General features: G+C 45.8%; 12 protein-coding genes. 8 read left to right on the top strand and 4 right to left on the bottom strand.

Going from position 1 to position 17,296, the window contains the following annotated elements; genetic code table 11:
- Nucleotides 1-14 precede the first annotated feature (14 nt).
- Nucleotides 15-1,172 (bottom strand): aminotransferase class V-fold PLP-dependent enzyme, encoded by a 1,158-nt coding sequence (locus tag EZE20_RS10235; RefSeq protein WP_132117217.1) that lies wholly within the window; start codon nucleotides 1,170-1,172, stop codon nucleotides 15-17.
- A 102-nt stretch (nucleotides 1,173-1,274) separates the two neighbouring features.
- Between EZE20_RS10235 and EZE20_RS10230 the strand changes: the two genes are divergently transcribed.
- Entirely contained in the window at nucleotides 1,275-1,805 is a 531-nt protein-coding gene (locus tag EZE20_RS10230; RefSeq protein WP_132117215.1) for a hypothetical protein, read from the top strand.
- Between the two features lie 259 nt (nucleotides 1,806-2,064).
- Here the strand turns inward: EZE20_RS10230 and EZE20_RS10225 are convergent, their stop codons facing one another.
- From EZE20_RS10225 to xerD, 3 genes are all read right to left on the bottom strand, one after another.
- Complete coding sequence (locus EZE20_RS10225) at nucleotides 2,065-7,131, bottom strand: adenylate/guanylate cyclase domain-containing protein (RefSeq protein ID WP_165933453.1); 5,067 nt, start codon at nucleotides 7,129-7,131, stop codon at nucleotides 2,065-2,067.
- A gap of 133 nt (nucleotides 7,132-7,264) precedes the next feature.
- Nucleotides 7,265-9,466 (bottom strand): carotenoid oxygenase family protein, encoded by a 2,202-nt coding sequence (locus EZE20_RS10220; protein ID WP_132117212.1) that lies wholly within the window; start codon nucleotides 9,464-9,466, stop codon nucleotides 7,265-7,267.
- Nucleotides 9,467-9,599: 133 nt separating this feature from the next.
- Nucleotides 9,600-10,496 carry a site-specific tyrosine recombinase XerD gene (xerD, locus tag EZE20_RS10215; protein ID WP_132117210.1) on the bottom strand — a complete coding sequence of 299 codons (897 nt, stop codon included), beginning with the start codon at nucleotides 10,494-10,496 and terminating at the stop codon, nucleotides 9,600-9,602.
- A gap of 106 nt (nucleotides 10,497-10,602) precedes the next feature.
- On the opposite strand from xerD, the gene aroQ reads away from it, so the two are divergent.
- The 7 genes from aroQ (at nucleotide 10,603) to EZE20_RS10180 (ending at nucleotide 17,294) form a co-directional block, all read left to right on the top strand.
- Nucleotides 10,603-11,031, top strand: coding sequence for a type II 3-dehydroquinate dehydratase (gene aroQ / locus EZE20_RS10210; RefSeq protein WP_132117208.1), 429 nt, complete (start codon nucleotides 10,603-10,605; stop codon nucleotides 11,029-11,031).
- Nucleotides 11,032-11,132: 101 nt separating this feature from the next.
- Nucleotides 11,133-13,391: a TonB-dependent receptor gene (locus EZE20_RS10205; protein WP_132117206.1), complete on the top strand. Its 2,259-nt coding sequence runs from the start codon at nucleotides 11,133-11,135 to the stop codon at nucleotides 13,389-13,391.
- A gap of 36 nt (nucleotides 13,392-13,427) precedes the next feature.
- Nucleotides 13,428-14,285: a histidinol-phosphatase gene (locus EZE20_RS10200; protein WP_132117204.1), complete on the top strand. Its 858-nt coding sequence runs from the start codon at nucleotides 13,428-13,430 to the stop codon at nucleotides 14,283-14,285.
- On the top strand, nucleotides 14,286-15,347 hold the full coding sequence (locus EZE20_RS10195) for an aminotransferase class V-fold PLP-dependent enzyme (protein WP_132117202.1): 1,062 nt from the start codon (nucleotides 14,286-14,288) through the stop codon (nucleotides 15,345-15,347).
- An 89-nt stretch (nucleotides 15,348-15,436) separates the two neighbouring features.
- Nucleotides 15,437-16,141, top strand: a complete 705-nt coding sequence (locus tag EZE20_RS10190; protein WP_199879894.1) for an NUDIX hydrolase — start codon at nucleotides 15,437-15,439, stop codon at nucleotides 16,139-16,141.
- A 97-nt stretch (nucleotides 16,142-16,238) separates the two neighbouring features.
- Complete coding sequence (locus tag EZE20_RS10185) at nucleotides 16,239-16,805, top strand: MarC family protein (protein ID WP_132117198.1); 567 nt, start codon at nucleotides 16,239-16,241, stop codon at nucleotides 16,803-16,805.
- 18 nt (nucleotides 16,806-16,823) lie between these two features.
- On the top strand, nucleotides 16,824-17,294 hold the full coding sequence (locus EZE20_RS10180) for a pyrophosphohydrolase domain-containing protein (protein WP_132117196.1): 471 nt from the start codon (nucleotides 16,824-16,826) through the stop codon (nucleotides 17,292-17,294).
- Nucleotides 17,295-17,296 lie beyond the last annotated feature (2 nt).

Here is a 17,296-nt window from a genome sequence, read left to right as displayed (position 1 = left end):
TAGTGGGTTAAAAATCAATCAAGTAAGGCTCTGACGAGCGCCTGAACATCCGCTGCGTCGTTGTAAACATTAGGTGAAATTCGCAGTCCTGATCCCCGCACAGAAACATACACCTGTTGGTTTACCAGTTTTTTGTGGAGATCCATCGGATTTACATGCTCCGGGAGTCGCAGGCCAAGTAAATGCGCCGCCCGAAATTCTTCCGGTTCAAGCCAAAAACCTGCCTGCTCCAATACCGGAATCGCTTCCCGAAATAGTGTTCGGCAATAGGCTTGAATTTCAGCAGGATTCCAGTCAAGAATTTGCTCCAAAGCGACTTTCAGCATGGGCATTTGGGTAAAATTTGATTGTTCACCCATATTATACCGAAAAGCCTCGGGCTGATAGTGCGCCTGATAATCCGTTAGTTTGTGAAAAAGGTGGCTATCCTGTCGAGCCATCCATGTTTCTTCCAACGGAATTCCTCCATCAAATACTTCCCCAAAATACGCTAGCCCCAACGAATACGGGCCCATAAGCCACTTATAGCCCGCCGAGACAACCATGTCCGGTTGAATTTTTTCTACATCAAATGGTAGTGCTCCCACGGATTGAGTGGTATCAACCACGAGCCAGGCACCCACGGCTTTTGCCTTACGGGAGATTTCCTGAAGATCAAACAAAAAGCCATACATCCAATGTACGTGCGGGCATACCACAAGAGCAGTTTCGGGCGTAATTGCTTCCAGAATAGCCGTGTTCCAATCGGCTCCGCATTGTTTCGTGTCAGGCATTGCCACGGTTTGAATCGAGAGATTTTCCTGCCTGGCTACCCGTTCCCAGGCGTATACATCACTTGGGAATTCGCCTTCCAAAAGCAAAATTTTCTGTCCGGCGCGTAAACCTGCTTTGGCGGGCAGGTTGCAGGCCACTACGCTCATGGCATATGAAACCGAAGGAATTACGGCTATGCGACCTGTTGCAGAAGTATTTAATAAACGTGCAAACAAGGCGCGAACTTCCCAAACAGGTTCAAAAAAATCAGTTGGCGTAAGGGTATGAATCAAAGGTGTCAGGTTTTGAATAGCCTGATAGCCAGCAGCTTCTACTTTTTTGCTGAATGGACCACGGGTAGCGCAATTGATGTAGTGAACCGATGGAGAAAGATTGAACTGATCTTTTTGACATTTCATGGCGAAGCCTGCGAAAGTTAGAAACGAAAAATGGCACAATAATTGAAAATCTGCTGCAAAAGCAAGTTAATTATTTTAGCCCAAAACCTCATTAAATCAACCATGAACCAACTATTAGGAATCGGCTCGCGCGTCAGACATCCCGACTACGGTGTAGGAGTCGTCATTAATCAACAGATAAAGGGCCATGAAATTTCCTTTGTCAATCACGGAGTTTTGATTATCCTGTATGATGAGCAAATGGATATAATTGAAGCGGTAGCTCCTGATACTGACAGGGTCAGTATGCGGGATATTGAACTGGTCCTGAGCCGGGTATTAAAAAAATGGGCGGATGTAAGTGAAATCGTACCACTTGGACAAAAGTGGCAGGGCGGCAGCATGATCCTGACTCCGGGCGTGTCCGGCCTGCAAAATAAGGAGTGGCCGATTGAGACATTCTTTCACAAAATAGTGATGCTTCGGGATCGGCTGCGGGTACTGGAACAACGGCTAAATGCCAGCGGTCTGACGGACGAGGAGAAGGTGTCGATGCAGCAGTATATTACGCGTTGCTATGGTTCATTGACTTCTTTTAACGTTCTTTTTCAGGATAAAAATCATCATTTCGTTGGCGAACGGGGGAAGGAATAAAATTTAGAAAAATTTTGACAAAAGAAAGACCTGTTTCGTATCTGAAACAGGTCTAAGCACTACCGTCCCCTCTAAGTTATTAGTATTAATGTTATTGAATCGCCTGTGAAGCTATCAACATTAATATGTACGTAAAATAGGGGCTTTAAGATTTAATACCGGTAAAAAAAGTATAAATTATTTTTACTACTTTTTATTTGTGGCTGATTATCAGGTTTATAGAAAAATAAAATTTTCTAATTTAGTTTTAAAACATTACTCAAATGGGCGGATTGGCAAAATACATATCAATTTCTCCCTTGTTTTTCGCCACGATTTTACCTCGATATTCACAGGAAAAATGGTCTTTTATGAGGGCATAGGTTGTGTCGGAGATGTTGATTCTTCCGCCTACTCCTGATTCTTCCATGCGGGCGGCAATGTTGACGGCATCTCCCCAAATATCATAGGCAAACTTTGTAGCACCAACCACACCTGCCACCACGGGTCCGGTATGGATTCCGATGCGCAGGTCCAGAAAACTCTTTCCGGCTATCTGCCTTTTCTGAGTTTCTTCTCTAATCCACTGTTGTAATTCCATAGCAGCCTGAACCGTGGTGAGCGCGTGGTCAGGATTGGGTAGAGGCAACCCGCTGACGCATAGGTAGGCATCGCCGATGGTTTTAATTTTTTCGATGGCGTATTTTCCTATGATTGCGTCAAACGCCTTAAAACAATAATCCAGTTCTTCAATTAACGTTTCAGGAGATTCGATTTCTGCAAAAAGCGTGAAATCCTTAAAATCACAAAACATGACCGTGACCTGCCCAAAATATCGGGGCGAAGCTTTCCCGGAGCGTTTAAGTTCGTCTGCAACTTGCTCAGGCAGGACATTAAGTAACAAGCGGTCCGATTTCTTTTTTTCTTCCTCTAACTGACTCGTCCGTTCTGCGACCAGATTTTCCATGTTTTCATACAACATGGCGTTCTCAATGGAAAGAGATATTTGACCAGCCAACAGCGTGAGTAATCCGACCCGCTGTTCAGTAAATACGTTCGGAGTCAGACGATTGGTGAGGTAAATGATGCCGTTGATTTTTCCTTTTGTAATAAAAGGAACGCAAAGCAACGATTTGTCTTTATACTTTTTAACGACCGGATCCTGTCCAAAACGAGGGTCCTCGGATACATTTTCCAGAAGTAAAACTTCTCCCGTTTGAACCACAAAATTATAGACAACCGCCGGTACGGCAGATAACATTGTTTCTTCGGAAGTAGCAATTGTTCCATCGGCATACCGCTCAATAACTGGCTCAAAGTCGTTGCCGCGCCTAATTAGAAAACACCCATAATCTGCTCCCGCATTTTCGAGTGCAAACGTCATGAGTCGTGTGAGAAGTTTGTCTAGTTGTAATTCACCGCTGAGGGCTTCAATGCTCTTAACAAATGTAAGTGCATCAAATTCAAAAGGTAACGAGTAGCTGGAATGGCTTGCCCGACCGGACGAAACCTGCGGGCGAACTCTGGAACGGGAGCTTAACGCCATGCTGTGCGTATCTTGCAATGCTGCCAAAACACCTTCCATTTCCCAATACAGTAGCTCGGCTTTCAGTTTTTCATATTCATCGTAGCTATCGGTAGAATTGGTTTTGAGCAAAGCCCGCAAAAGTGTCAATCGGGAAAAAACTGCCGGAAAAACCATGCCGCCCCGGCGTGCCGCTTCGATGGCATCATGGTAGGCTTGCGGTTCAAAATCACCGGAGAAAGCGCGTTTACTTTCGGCCTCAACCAACCGCAGCGCCCAGGCGTAATTGCCGGGCTGCAGCGTTGAAAGCTGGGTCAGGAATTTTGTATTTTTCTGCACCACTTTCCTTATTTTCTTTTGCGTTGCCGGATCGGATTGTTCATAAATTGCTAATCCGGAAATTGCCTGATAGGCCTGAAAATAATGGTAGGAAAAAACACTCTTTACGCTGTCGGTGTAGGCATCTGTCAGCAGCGACATTTCCCAGGCTTTGGCAAAATCTCCCATCCAGAGACTACATATCGTGTGCAGGGCATGTGAAGTAAATAGGGCGGTGAGATCAACCGTAGTGGTAAAACCGGAAAGAATTAACTGCCAGTCAAACGTAGGGTCAGAGTAACGCGCATACCTTAGTATGGAAGCGAAATGGCGCTCATAGCGCGTTCTCTGCACCAAATTGGCGATGTTGTGCTGCAAAAAGAAGGTTTCCTGTCCACACAAAGAACTCAATAAAACCGACATTTTATCTCCTACATAAATTCTGAAAACATTGCTCATGTACAGATTCCATCCCGAGTACCAGATATCGCCCTTGCTTAGCCCTTTGCGATAATTCTCAAAACAGCGGGTAGCCATTTCGGTGATTGGCTCCTTCCAGTGTGCGATGAACGTACTGTCGATAAAACCAGCCTGAGCCACCAAATCCTCAGCTTTGTATTTTTCCAGGAGAAGCAAGGCTTGTTTTCCTGCCATATAGCCACTTTCGGGCGCGTTGAGAATACCAGCCAGAATTAAACCATACGATCCAAAACCAGTGATTGCTTCCCGTGTATTGCCGTACTTTGTATTCAAATCCACCATTTTGAAAATAAGCAGTGGGTAGGTTTCAAACTTGATCAGAAAATAGGAAGACAAGGAGGCATTCAGCAACCGCATTGCCCAGGTATAGCGGCTGTCAGTCATGTCGGGACCCTGGGCAATTTTTGCAATTTTGGCATCGGGCAAGTGTAAACGGGAGCGAATCGCCTGATAAATCACCTGCCATTTTTGAGCTTTTTCAGGAATTTTAATACCCAACTCGCCCAAAGCCTTGCGTGAAAGAGCAATTGCCTCGGCCAACTGATCCGTGGCTGTGTAGCTCGTAATCATGATTTCAAACGTCTGACTCCGCTCTTCCTGCGTGAGGCAAAGTGCCAGCGCTTTTTGTTCATATTTTTGCGAAAGTTCCTTCCGACCGCTCAGGTGGGATGTCTCGATCAAATGACGATAGGTTGGCAAATCTTCACGGGCAGGTTCCAGAAGCAATTTTTCCCAAAGTGCCCAATAGTGAAAAGCATTGCCGAACGCTGCGGAACGGTAGGCCAAATAACCGGCTTTTTGTAGGAGCTGCCCAATGAAAGTACGCTCAGAAGCAGCTGATAACAGCGATTCGGAGGTGAGAAAATGATTTGCTGCTTCCAGAATTCGGTTTTCTGCATCGGGGCCTTGTGCCAGTCGCATACCTATTTTGAAATGTAATTCTTCACGTTGTGACGAGTCAATTTCACCGTATAGGGTTTGCTGAATTCGATCATGCGCAAACCGAAACTGCACGTCAGTTTGTTGTGATTCATAAAATTCGGGTATAAATTTATAGTCAGCGCGGGTTGGTAAAATACAGGTATTCTGAATAGCCGGCCAAAGCAAACGATGCAGGTCAGCAGGATTGAGATCCAGTAGTTCTGCCGTTTGGGCCACACCGAAAGTATTGCCAATAGCAGAGGCCACCGTCAGGCCGTGTCGGGTGGTGGGGGTCAGGCCGGAGATTTTTTGGAGAATTATTTCGACGACATTATCCGAAATGGCCAACGCCTGAATAGCGGGCAAATCCCAGGTCCAAAGATGCGTGGTACTATCGAGCCAAAGCAGATTGCGGTCGTATAGCAGGTTCAGAAACTGCCCGATAAAAAATGGGTTTCCCTGCGTTTTTGAATAAAGAATGGCTGATAAAGTATCAGGATTCTGTTGTGTTTCGGGTAACGTATTCCGAATCAGTTCTTCCGTATCGGCTTCGGAAATCGCCTCCACGTGCAGGTGTTCAGTCAAAAAAACGGAGGATTCCGCTTCTTCCTGTGACTTTTTAAGTATTGGATAAAAAGAGTGCACAGCGTCAATTTCGTTGCTTCGGTAGGCCACCACCAGCATGATATGACTCAGAGCGGGGTTTAATCGTATGCTTTCCAAAAGGCGAATCGAGTCATCATCGGCCCACTGCCAATCGTCCAGAAAAAGCAGGAGCGGATGTTGAGCATTGGCCAAAAGTGACAAAAATAAGCCCAAAACATATTGCAGCCTATTTTTGATTTCCAGTGCATTCAGCGTTGAAACAGCCGGAACGGGCCCCACAATTTTCCCCATTTTTGGAACGAGCTGTACCAAAATTCCCTCCAAATCCTGCAAAGAGTTTCGAAAGATATGTTTCCAGTTTTGTAATGTTTCAGGAGATTCCGTCAGAACGCTGTCGGCAAACTGATCAATTGCCTGAATCCAGGCGAAATAGGGTATGTTTTTTTGAAGCGGATCAAACTTGCCTTTCAAAATCAAGCCTTTGTGTTCGGTCAGCGGTTTTGCCGTTTCTCCAATCAACGTCGATTTTCCAACACCACTTAATCCACCTACCGTCAGAAAAACTTTTCCACCTGCGGCCGCCTGCGCATACAAATCCAGAATACGCTCTTTTTCCCAGGTACGTCCCACCATTTTTTGGGAAATAAACAATCGGGCCGGTACGTCAAACTGACCCAAGGTAAATGATTCAATTCTTTGAAAATCAATCCATTCCTGACGACAGCGTAGTAGGTCTGCCCGTAAACCCTGCATGGATTGGTACCTTTCTTCGGCGTTTTTAGCAATTAATTTGCCAACAAGATCGCCAAGAATCGATGGGATTTCGGGGTTTATTTCGTTGATTCCAGGAGGTTTTCGGGCAATATGTCCATGAATAAGTTCGAGCATGTCACCCGATTGAAATGGTAATTGTCCCGTCAACATTTCAAAAAACACAATTCCGAGCGAATAGTAGTCGGCACGGTAGTCCAGAATCCGGTTCATTCGACCGGTTTGTTCGGGAGAAATATAAGATAAATTGCCAATGCGGCGGGTAGCTTCAAAAACCGGAACGGTTGTATAATGTGCCTTGATACTCGACTCAAAATCAATGATTCTGGCCGTTTTGTGCGTGGTGTGAATGATAATATTGACCGAAGAAATATCCTTATGAATGATCGTTCGGGCGTGAATATCCTGCAACTGCCCAATGATTTCGAGGGCGTAGTCAAAAAACAAATCAAGCCCAAACTCGCCTTGTTCAATCAATGATTTGAGGGAAAGGCCGGGCAAGTAACTGCGAACCAAAGATGGGATGTCGTCAAAATGTACGATTTCAATGACCCCCAGTGGAAATTTCTCTTCTTTTAATAAAGCATATTCATTGTAAATTCCTGAATAATCACTGCCTTTGGGCGTTTTTACAATTACCTCATCGTCCGTAGTTTCCACCACGCCTTTATAGACAATAGTTAATTCAGTTTCGTAAATAATTTTCTTATGTAAAATTGTCAACATATTCATTTACAGCCTGAAACGGCTTGTTTTAGGGGGTTATTCTTTTTGACAACTTCTCCTTTGGACCTTACCGATGCGTTTATGGCAGGAGTAGGTCTTTTAACCGGATATGCAGGTTTAAGGTTGTGGTGGGTTAAAAATATGGATAGACGTATTTTTCAAAAAATGGTTCGATTATTTTTTTGTCCGGCAGTTGGTTAATGATTTCCTCATAATCCTGTCGAACGTCAACATTATAACTCATAGTTACCGATTGCGGGTCATTCATCCAGGCAGAATGGAGTGTAAAACAAAATTTCACATCCGGATGATAGCAGGTACAAATAGGTCCGGCAGCTATATTCTCCGCTCTGAAAATCCAGAATTCGCCTTGCCGATGCAGGGAACCGTCCGGTTGTGGATAGGCCACCTGCATGCTGCACACCAAATATCCATCAAGGCCGGGATCCAGTCCGGGCGTGGGGGCTTGACGAGGCACAAACTGTATGCTGCGTAAATAGTCGTTTTCTTTAAACTGATAATACCCCGTCGCATGGGAGGACATGCTGTCGGTTTGAAGATAATTCAGGCTAAACGGCAATCCTTTTTTGGTAAGCTCTTTTACCTGCACGTAAGGCACATCCCGATTGGGGTAGTCTTTGTAAAGATCTTCAATAAACTGCGTTAGCATTTTCGGATCCAGTCCGCCCGAAACAAACCATAAATGGTCGATTTTTTTTACTGCCGTTTTCTCCGAAATCATGTCCCGAAAGGCGTATAATCCGACGGTCCAGGTATTAAATCCCAGCTGTCCATCGGCAGCATTGGTGTTGCCGGTTTCGGCCAGGAGCGTAGATTTTTCTTCCTGTAAAATAAAATTAGCAGCATCGATTTTCCATTTTCCAATGCGGCTCACATCCATTGTGCCAAGCGCAAAAAGGCTGAGGACATCCGGGTCAATTGGCTGTCGCGTAATGGCCGAAATGTCGTACGGACGCACCCACTCAGCTACGCACATAGCGGCATTGTGAATGCCATAGAGCGTAATTTCTCCACCGGGATTTTCGTAATCGCACGAAAAATGAATGGTTTCAATCGGTAACGGCTTATCGAGTTTGTAGGCCGTTGCGGTAGCATTTTCAGGTTTTAACTCACTTCGTTTCACCACGTAGCACTCCGTATAGGGCAGCATAGTTGTAGCCAGCGCTTTGCGTAGAAAGCGTTCAAGTTCGAGGTGTTCGGGAAACGGATTTGTGAACAATAGTTCGGTAGAAAACTTAAAAGAAGAATCCTGCAAAATGATGTAATCCTGCGTAAGACCGGTTTGATGCATGCAGTTTTTGATCAATAATTCCTGCCCAAACTGATCGTGCAGCGTCCACTGTTGCCAGGGATTTTTACCATCAAAACGCATGAGCTTCACCACTGCACCAGAGGCTGTTTCAGGCTCCTTTTTGTGAAACAAATTTTTAAACCATTGAATAATTCGGGTAAAAATATTTGTAGAATTAGCTGAAACTTCACCCGACAATTCCTCATCCAGATTTTCAAAAAAAGATACAACCCGCTGTCTGACTGCCTCCTGATCGGAATTGTGCTGATGCGTGTGCATCAGGTCCAACAATTTTTCCCTGAACGTTTCCCGCGAATGCTGTAAATGATGAAGCGTGCGGTCGTGCAGTACCGAAGACGGTTGGATGTGCGAATAATTGACCGTAAAAAGTTCTTGTGTATGTGGGTCAAAACAGGGGTGTGCCGTAGACTCTATGAGCTCAAAAGGCCAGGGAACTTTGGCAGGAGTGCCGGTTATCCATTCGCTATTTTGGCCAATAACAGTCTTTAAATCAAGCGAAACCGGATCAAGAATGTAGGGGCGGCCTACATCATAAGCAGCGATAAGCACCGCCGGGTCGGTGCCAAACTGAGCGGGCGTTACGGACGTATTCAGTGGATTGCGGGCTCCGAGCATCAGCGACATTCGGGAAATACCAAAATTATGGAACCGCAGCATTCCCCAATCCGCGTGTGATTCAGCCGTGCCATTTCGGGTGGCAAAATCGGCGTAATAACAGGGGGTTTTCATCAATAGCGTCCGGATCGTTGGCGTACTTCCAAAATCCAGTTTCATCACCATTCCGTCGCCACTCATAATCGCCGAACCGTATTCGGGATTGGGCCTTCCGTCGGGCAACAAAGCCGGGTACGGCAAACCCTCTGAGTTTACACTTCCGACTTGATAAACCACGTACACCGAACCCGGCAGATCGGTTGGGAACGAGCCGCTGAGCAAAACCAGGTTTCCTTCAATTTCCTGTGCTGAGGTCAGCAAGAGCGGTTCAGAGATGGGCGTTGACATGAAAAAAACCGTTGAATTGAGCGTAAAAAAAGGAAATTTAGGTGAATTATAGTTAGGATGCAATCGGTAGCCTAAGCCGGTAAAATAATTGCTTGTAACGAGAGGTTAGCTAATAATAAAATGGGAAGTACGATTACTTACGGGGGTGAAATTCCGTAATAACCTGCCGGAGATAATCACGATCCAGGTGAGTATAAATTTCGGTGGTCAGAATCGACTCATGTCCGAGCATTTCCTGTACGGCTCGCAGGCTTGCGCCGCCTTCAATCAAATGCGTAGCAAAGGAGTGACGGAAGGTGTGCGGACTCACATTTTTATTTATTCCGGCACTTTTGGCTAGTTCTTTAATAATTATAAAAATCATCACCCGGGTCAGTTGTGCGCCCCGCCGGTTCAAAAAAACGATGTCTTCGCTTTCTTTGGCAACCAAAAGTGTGGGTCGAATTGTATCAAGATAAATTTGGGTGTATTTAATCGCATCTTTCCCAATCGGTACAAGCCTCACTTTGTCGCCTTTCCCCAATACTCGGATAAACCCAATGTCAAAATAACAATTGGTCAATTGCAGTGAGGTGAGTTCCGAAACCCGCAGCCCGCTGCTATACAGCATTTCGAGAATTGCGCGGTTGCGGGTGCCTTCGGGCGTGGAGTGGTCGATGCTTTCCAGCATCCGAATAATCTCTTCGTAGGAAAGTACATCCGGAAGTTTTCGGGGTAAAGATGGTGCTTCAATCAGCTCAGTTGGATTGGTCTGAATGATATTTTCGAGTAATAAATACGCATAAAAGGACTTGATACCCGACAAAAAGCGCGCCTGCGAATGTGCCGAGAGGCCAAGCTCGGTGAGATATTTCAGGTAAGCCAGCAAATGCTCTTCGGTAATTTCGACAGGCGAAAGTTCCAAACCTGATAGCTCCACAAACTCCCGCAGCTTTTCGGCATCGTGCACGTAGGCTTCAATTGAATTGGCCGAGAGCGAACGTTCAAGTTGCAGGTAGTTTTTGAAATGTTTGATGTAGATTTGCCACATAGTCCGAAAGGAGTGAAATGCGAAATTACTGTGTGTATCGGAAGAGGGAAATCAAACAAAAGTATTCACTCCGGGGCTCATCTAATCTACAAATCTGATCTTTTGTATGAAAAAAATCCTGATTCTGAACGGCCCCAATCTCAACCTGCTCGGCAAGCGGGAGCCGGGTATTTATGGTAATCAATCGTTTGAGTCGTTTTTTGAGCAACTGAAACAACAATTTAGTACCGTAGAACTGCACTATTTTCAGTCCAATCATGAAGGTGCTTTGCTGGACAAAATCCACGAAACAGGCTTTGAGTTTGACGGGCTTGTGATCAATGCCGGTGCTTACACGCATACGTCAGTAGCCTTGGCCGATGCCTTGTCGGCAGTGACAATGCCTGCCGTTGAGGTACATATTTCCAACATTCATGCCCGCGAAGAATTTCGTCACCACAGCTACCTGACGAGTCGCTGCAAGGGCATGATCTGCGGATTGGGGTTGTTTGGCTATGAATTGGCCATTCGTTTTTTACTTCAAAACAACGAATAAACAGGCTACAAAAACATTACATCAATATAACATAGATTTCTTTTTTTTGAGTAGGGCAATGCCGTATTTTGAAATTCCACTAACCCTGACCCGTCATCGGTATGTTTCGAGCTTTACTTCTTTCGCTTTGTCTTTCCTTGCCTGCTATGGCTCAGGAAGGTACACGGTTGATTTCTGGAAAAATAACCACGACAGCTTCCGATAAGCCTTTGTCGGATGTAACTGTGCAAATCCTGAACTCAAACCTTGGAACCCGCAGTGCTGCCGATGGCTCTTTTCAACTCAGGGTTTCACGATCGGGAATCTATCAGTTGCGTTTTTCAAGTGTAGGATTTAGTGCGGTTGAGCAAACCGTACAGGTTGACAACGCGCCTGTTGTAGTAGATATTAGCCTTACACCCGCTCTGATTCAATTAAACGATCAGGTAGTCGTTACGGCTCAACGTTACGAAACGCCTGATTTTGAGCGTCCCGAAGCACTTACTGTCATCAGTAAGCGAGATTTGTCAGGAAATTCGATGCGCTCCACACCCGAAATATTGATGGGACAGTCGGGCGTTTTTCTGCAAAAGACCAATCATGGCGGCGGTTCACCTTTTGTTCGGGGACTAACCGGACAGCAAACGCTGTTGCTCGTTGATGGCATCCGACTCAACAATGCGACGTTTCGCTCGGGGCCCAATCAATACCTGAATACCATTGATCCTTTTTTGCTCGACCGCATAGAAATTGCGCGGGGCGCGGGGTCGGTTCAGTATGGCAGCGACGCCATCGGTGGAGCCATAAATGTCCTGACGGCCTCGCCCGATTATTCTGACAAAACCGAGTTTCATGGGACGGTTTTAGGGAAATTAATGAGTGGAGGTATGGAAAAAAGTGGCCGGCTTTCGGCTTCCGTTACGGCACCCAACGTAGGAATACAAGGCGGTTTTTCGTATCGTTCCTTTGGTGACTTAATCGGTGGCGCTGGAATCGGAACGCAGGTGCCAACGGGCTACGATCAATATTCGCTGGATCTTAAATCGCGCATCAAACTAACTCCCAATGTGCAGTTGACACTTTCGGTGCAGCATATGCGGCAGGACAGTGTTCCGGTTTTTCATAAAGTACAGCTTGAAAACTTTGCCGTAAACCAATTTAATCCCCAAATCAGAACCCTCGCTTATGCCCGCCTGGAAGGTCAAAAAGCTACTAAATGGGCAAGTTCCTGGCAATTAACTGCCCTTGCCGGACGGACGGTTGAAGAGCGGCAGAGCCGAAAAAATTCTGCCGTCAGAACGTTACACGAAAAAGATGAGGTGCAAACTGTGGGCGCATTGGCGTCCATTATTTCCCGACCAACGCGCCTGTGGACTATTCAGTCAGGTATTGAGTGGTATTATGACTATATCGGCAGTATGAAACAGGAAATCGAGCCAATTTTCAGTTCGGCTGGTCCGCAACCGATTCAGCGTGGATTGTATCCTGATCATGCCAACATGAGCAATCTCGCTTTTTATAACCTGCATACCATTCAGCTGCAAAAATTACTGGTCACCGTTGGGGGTAGATTTAATACGTTTTCCATCAGTATTCCTGATAAAGATTTGGGGAATTCGACTATATCGCCTTCCGCCTGGGTGGGAAATGCCGGGATTTCTTACGAATTGTTACCCTTTTTACGGGTCATTGCCCAAGCCAACACATCGTTCAGAGCACCAAATATTGATGATTTAGGAACGTTAGGTATTGTAGATTTTCGGTACGAAGTGCCCAATACGGACCTGCGTCCTGAGCGGGGGTTCAATAAAGAAGTTGGATTAAAAATAAAATTACCCGGTTTTTCATCTTCCGTGTTTGTGTATCATAACCAACTAACTGACCTGATTGGCCGGGTAAAAACGGCAGAAATTCGGCAGGATTATCCGGTATATCTCAAAGAAAATATTTCAAAAGCGTTTATTCGGGGATTAGAGGCCGATGCAGAGTTTCAGCTTGCTTCTGACTTGCTTTTATCAGGATTTTTAAATTATACCTACGGACAAAATTTATCCGGAAATGAACCTTACCGCCGTATCCCTCCGCTCAACGGACGCATGAGCCTGCGGTATCAGCCCACCCGGCAATCCTGGCTAAGTTTGGACTACCTGACCGCCGCCACGCAGGACCGACTGGCCAAAGGCGACGTGGACGACAACCGAATTCCCGAAGGCGGAACACCCGGCTGGAACGTGTTCAATCTTTCGGCGGGCTATCAAATTGGAAAAATCAGCCTGACTGCATCCGCTCAAAATTTGCTCAACGAAGCCTACAAAACACATGGCTCGGGTGTGTCAGAAGTGGGCAGGAGCGTATGGCTAATGGCTCGTTTTGACTGGTAATTTTACCGTAACTTTATTCATTCTAAAACCCTTCTCATGCCTGATTCTTGGACTAATTATCACAGCCACAGCCACTATTGCGACGGTGTAGAATCGCCCCGGGAGCAGGTAGAAGCCGCGCTTCGTCAGAGTGTTCGTGCATTTGGGTTTTCTTCGCATGGGCCGGTTCATTTTCCAAATGCATGGAGTATGCAGGCAGATAGGCTCGAAGAATACTTGTCAGAAACCCGGGCACTTCAAGCAGAATTTGCCGACCAAATCGATCTCTACGTGGGGCTGGAAGTTGATTTTTTGCCTGGTTTCAGCGGTCCGTCCACGTACGCTTCGCGCCTTGATTTTACGGTTGGCTCAGTACATTACCTCGGACTTAACGAGCAAGGCGAGCCCTGGGAAATTGATGGCTCAACCGAGAAATTCATGAAAGGGTTGGTAGAAGTGCACGGAGGAGACATAAGGAAGGTGATTCATCTGTACTACGAGCACATCCGACAAATGATTGAGACGGATGCGCCGGATATTTTGGGGCATTTGGATAAAATAAAAATTCATAACCTGCGCAACAGCCTGTACGACGAAAACGAACCCTGGTATCAGGCAGAAATCGACGAAACGCTGACGCTACTGGCCCAAACAGATTGCGTGCTGGAAGTAAATACCCGTGGTCTTTATAAGAAAAACCTCGCTACCTATCCGGGATTGTCCGTGTTGCAACGAGTACAGGAGCGAAAGATTCCGGTGATGATCAATTCAGATAGCCACGCTCCCTCAGAAATTACGGCCAAACTTTCCCGCACGGCTCTTCTACTCAAACAGGCTGGCTTCAAAACGTTGCGGGTTTTGGTGGCAGGAACCTGGCAGGATGTCCCTTTTGATGAAGAAGGGCTATATTTGTAGATGAATCTGACATTTTATCCTGGTCCATCCAAACTTCATGCACAGGTAGAGCAGCATTTGCAGGAAGCCTTTCAATCGGGTTTGCTGAGTGCAAATCATCGTTCTACGGCGTTTATGGCAATGCTCGAAGAAACACTTCTGGCATTGCGAATAAAGCTTTCCATTCCAGATGGTTACGAAGTTTACTTAACATCTTCTGCCACCGAATGCTGGGAAATAATTTCGCAGTCATTGGTGCAACAGGCGAGTCATCATGTATACAATGGCGCTTTTGGTAAAAAATGGTTTGAGTACGCTCAACGGCTTCATCCTGCTACGACCGGGCAACTTTTTGGATTCAACGATTTCCCGCCTGACCCTGCGCACGTGCCCGCAGCCGAAGTGCTTTGTGTAACTCATACCGAAACGTCAAACGGTACCGCTCTACCTCTTCCCTTTTTGGCTGAACTACGCAAAAATCAACCCGGACTCATTGCCGTAGACGCGACGTCGTCGATGGGTGGCGAGGCGCTGCCGTGGCTGCTGGCAGATGTATGGTTTGCCTCCGTACAAAAATGCTTTGGCCTGCCGTCCGGCCTGGGGATTCTAATTGTTTCACCGCTGGCAATTGAGCGGGCTCAGGCTTTGAATGAGCAAAATCATTACAATAGTTTGCTGTTTATCCGCAGTAATTTTCAGCAATTCCAAACCCCGTTTACACCCAATACGCTAGGGATTTTTTTACTCAAACGCTGCATGCAGGAGCGCAGCCCGATTGAGAAAATAAGTACATCTCTTCATCAACGGGCTGAAATTTGGTATAATTTTTTGCGTGAAAATGGCTACAAATTACTCGTAGGTCTACCCGAGGTACAAGCCGTTACGGTAGTAGTCGCGCAGGATTCAGAAGAAAATATTCGGATGATAAAAGCCAAAGCGCAGGCTGCCGAAATCACCCTGGGCAACGGCTACGGTGCCTGGAAAAAAACTACTTTTCGCCTTGCCAACTTCCCCGCAATCACCACCGACGACAGCGACCGCCTCATGCAGGTATTGCAGCGTTCGGATAAAATCACTGGTTGAGTAAAGAATGATTCCTGTGTTTCTTTTATACACAATTCAACAAATACTTAACCAAAACTTTAACCATTTACCCTCCCGTGATCAATCGGATGCTTGAACAATACCGGGCTCAGACGAAATGTCTAGTAGCTCTCGACTCAATAATTTTTGGATTTGACGGCGACGAACTCAAACTTTTGCTCGTCAAACGTGGTGTAGAAGTTTATGACGGCACGTGGTCACTTATGGGCGGTTGGTTGCAGGACAATGAAGCCCCCGAACATGCCGCTTCCCGAATCCTTTTTGAACTGACCGGAATTCAGGATGTTTACCTCGAACAGCTCTATGTTTTTGGGAAACCTGACCGCGATCCAATTGAGCGTACGGTGTCGGTTTCGTACTTTGCACTGATCAACGTTGCCGACTACGACGATGTTATTTCTCATACCTACGAAGCACAGTGGTTTTCGATTCATGAATTACCTACGCTACTTTTTGATCATGCCGACATGGTAAAAAAAGCCATTGAACGACTGCGCTACAAAGCCACACAACATCCCATCGGCTTTGAATTATTGCCGGATAAATTTACCATCCCTCAGTTACAAAAACTCTACGAAGCGATTTTTGATTTTAAGTTTGACAAGCGGAATTTTAGCCGAAAAATCCTTTCTACCGGCCTGTTAATCAAGCTGGAAGAAAAGCAAAAGGGCTTCTCCAAAAAGGGCGCTTACCTCTACCGCGTAGACAATGAAAAATACGTCAAGTTTTTTGACTCTTTCCTCAATTTTATTCCCAACGGATTTCTGGATTAGCTAACAGCCTTACGAACTCTTTCTGGTTTCCAAAAATACTATTTGGGATAGAAACGCCAATTCCTGACCTTTGCGGCGTCATTTAATCATGTAGCACATGTTCAACCTGAAAGAAATTTTATCGGTTACACTCATTTTGTTTTCGGTAATTGATGTCATCGGTGCCGTACCGATTATTGTGGATTTACGGAAAAAGGTAGGGCATATTGAATCCGAAAAAGCGACCCTTGTCGCGGGTTTTATCATGATTTCCTTTTTGTTTCTGGGGGAAAGAATTCTGAATTTATTTGGTGTAGATGTCTCTTCTTTTGCCGCTGCTGGTGCGTTAATTCTCTTTTTGCTGGGCCTGGAAATGATTTTGGGACGAAATATTTTCAAGCACGACGATGTCGATACGTCGTCGGCATCCATTGTGCCCATTGCGTTTCCGATCATTGCCGGTGCGGGTACCATGACCACCCTTATATCGCTGCGCTCCACCTACGAATTAGCCAATATTCTGGTCGGAGTGGTGGTCAATTTATTCTTTGTATATCTCGTTCTGAAATCTTCAGGATGGATCGAGCGGAAGCTCGGCAAAGCGGGAATGGACGTGCTGCGCCGTATCTTTGGCATCATTCTTATAGCAATTGCCGTAAAACTTTTCAAAGTAAATTTTTTATAAACCGTTTTATTTTCCTCTATGAAATCTCTCGATAGTCTCAATCAGGTAGCCGAATTTCACCGTACATTTCATCATCCTGTTTTAGAGGTGCCCATGATTCCTTCGGATGAGCGTTGCCGGTTGCGAGTGGCTTTGCTGGCCGAAGAACTGAAAGAACTGGAAGTGGCAATTCTTCAAAATGATCTCGTGGAAGTTGCCGATGCCCTCTGCGATTTGCAGTATGTACTTTCCGGTGCCGTACTTGAATTTGGTTTGGGAGAAAAATTCCGGGATTTGTTCGACGAAGTGCAGCGCTCCAACATGTCAAAAGCCTGTAACTCTATTGAAGAAGCCCAAGAAACCGTAGAACATTATCAGGCAAAAGGAGTGGATTGTCATTTCAAAGAAGACAACGGCAAATACCTTGTTTACCGAAGTGCGGACAACAAAACGCTTAAAAATATCAAGTATTCTCCGGCGGATTTGTCAAAAATTCTGGCAGAAAAATAATT

The organism is Arundinibacter roseus (genome assembly GCF_004348825.1).
GTDB lineage: Bacteria > Bacteroidota > Bacteroidia > Cytophagales > Spirosomataceae > Arundinibacter > Arundinibacter roseus.
Note: the sequence above shows the minus strand (reverse complement) of the source record. Positions and strands in the feature narration are given on the sequence as shown.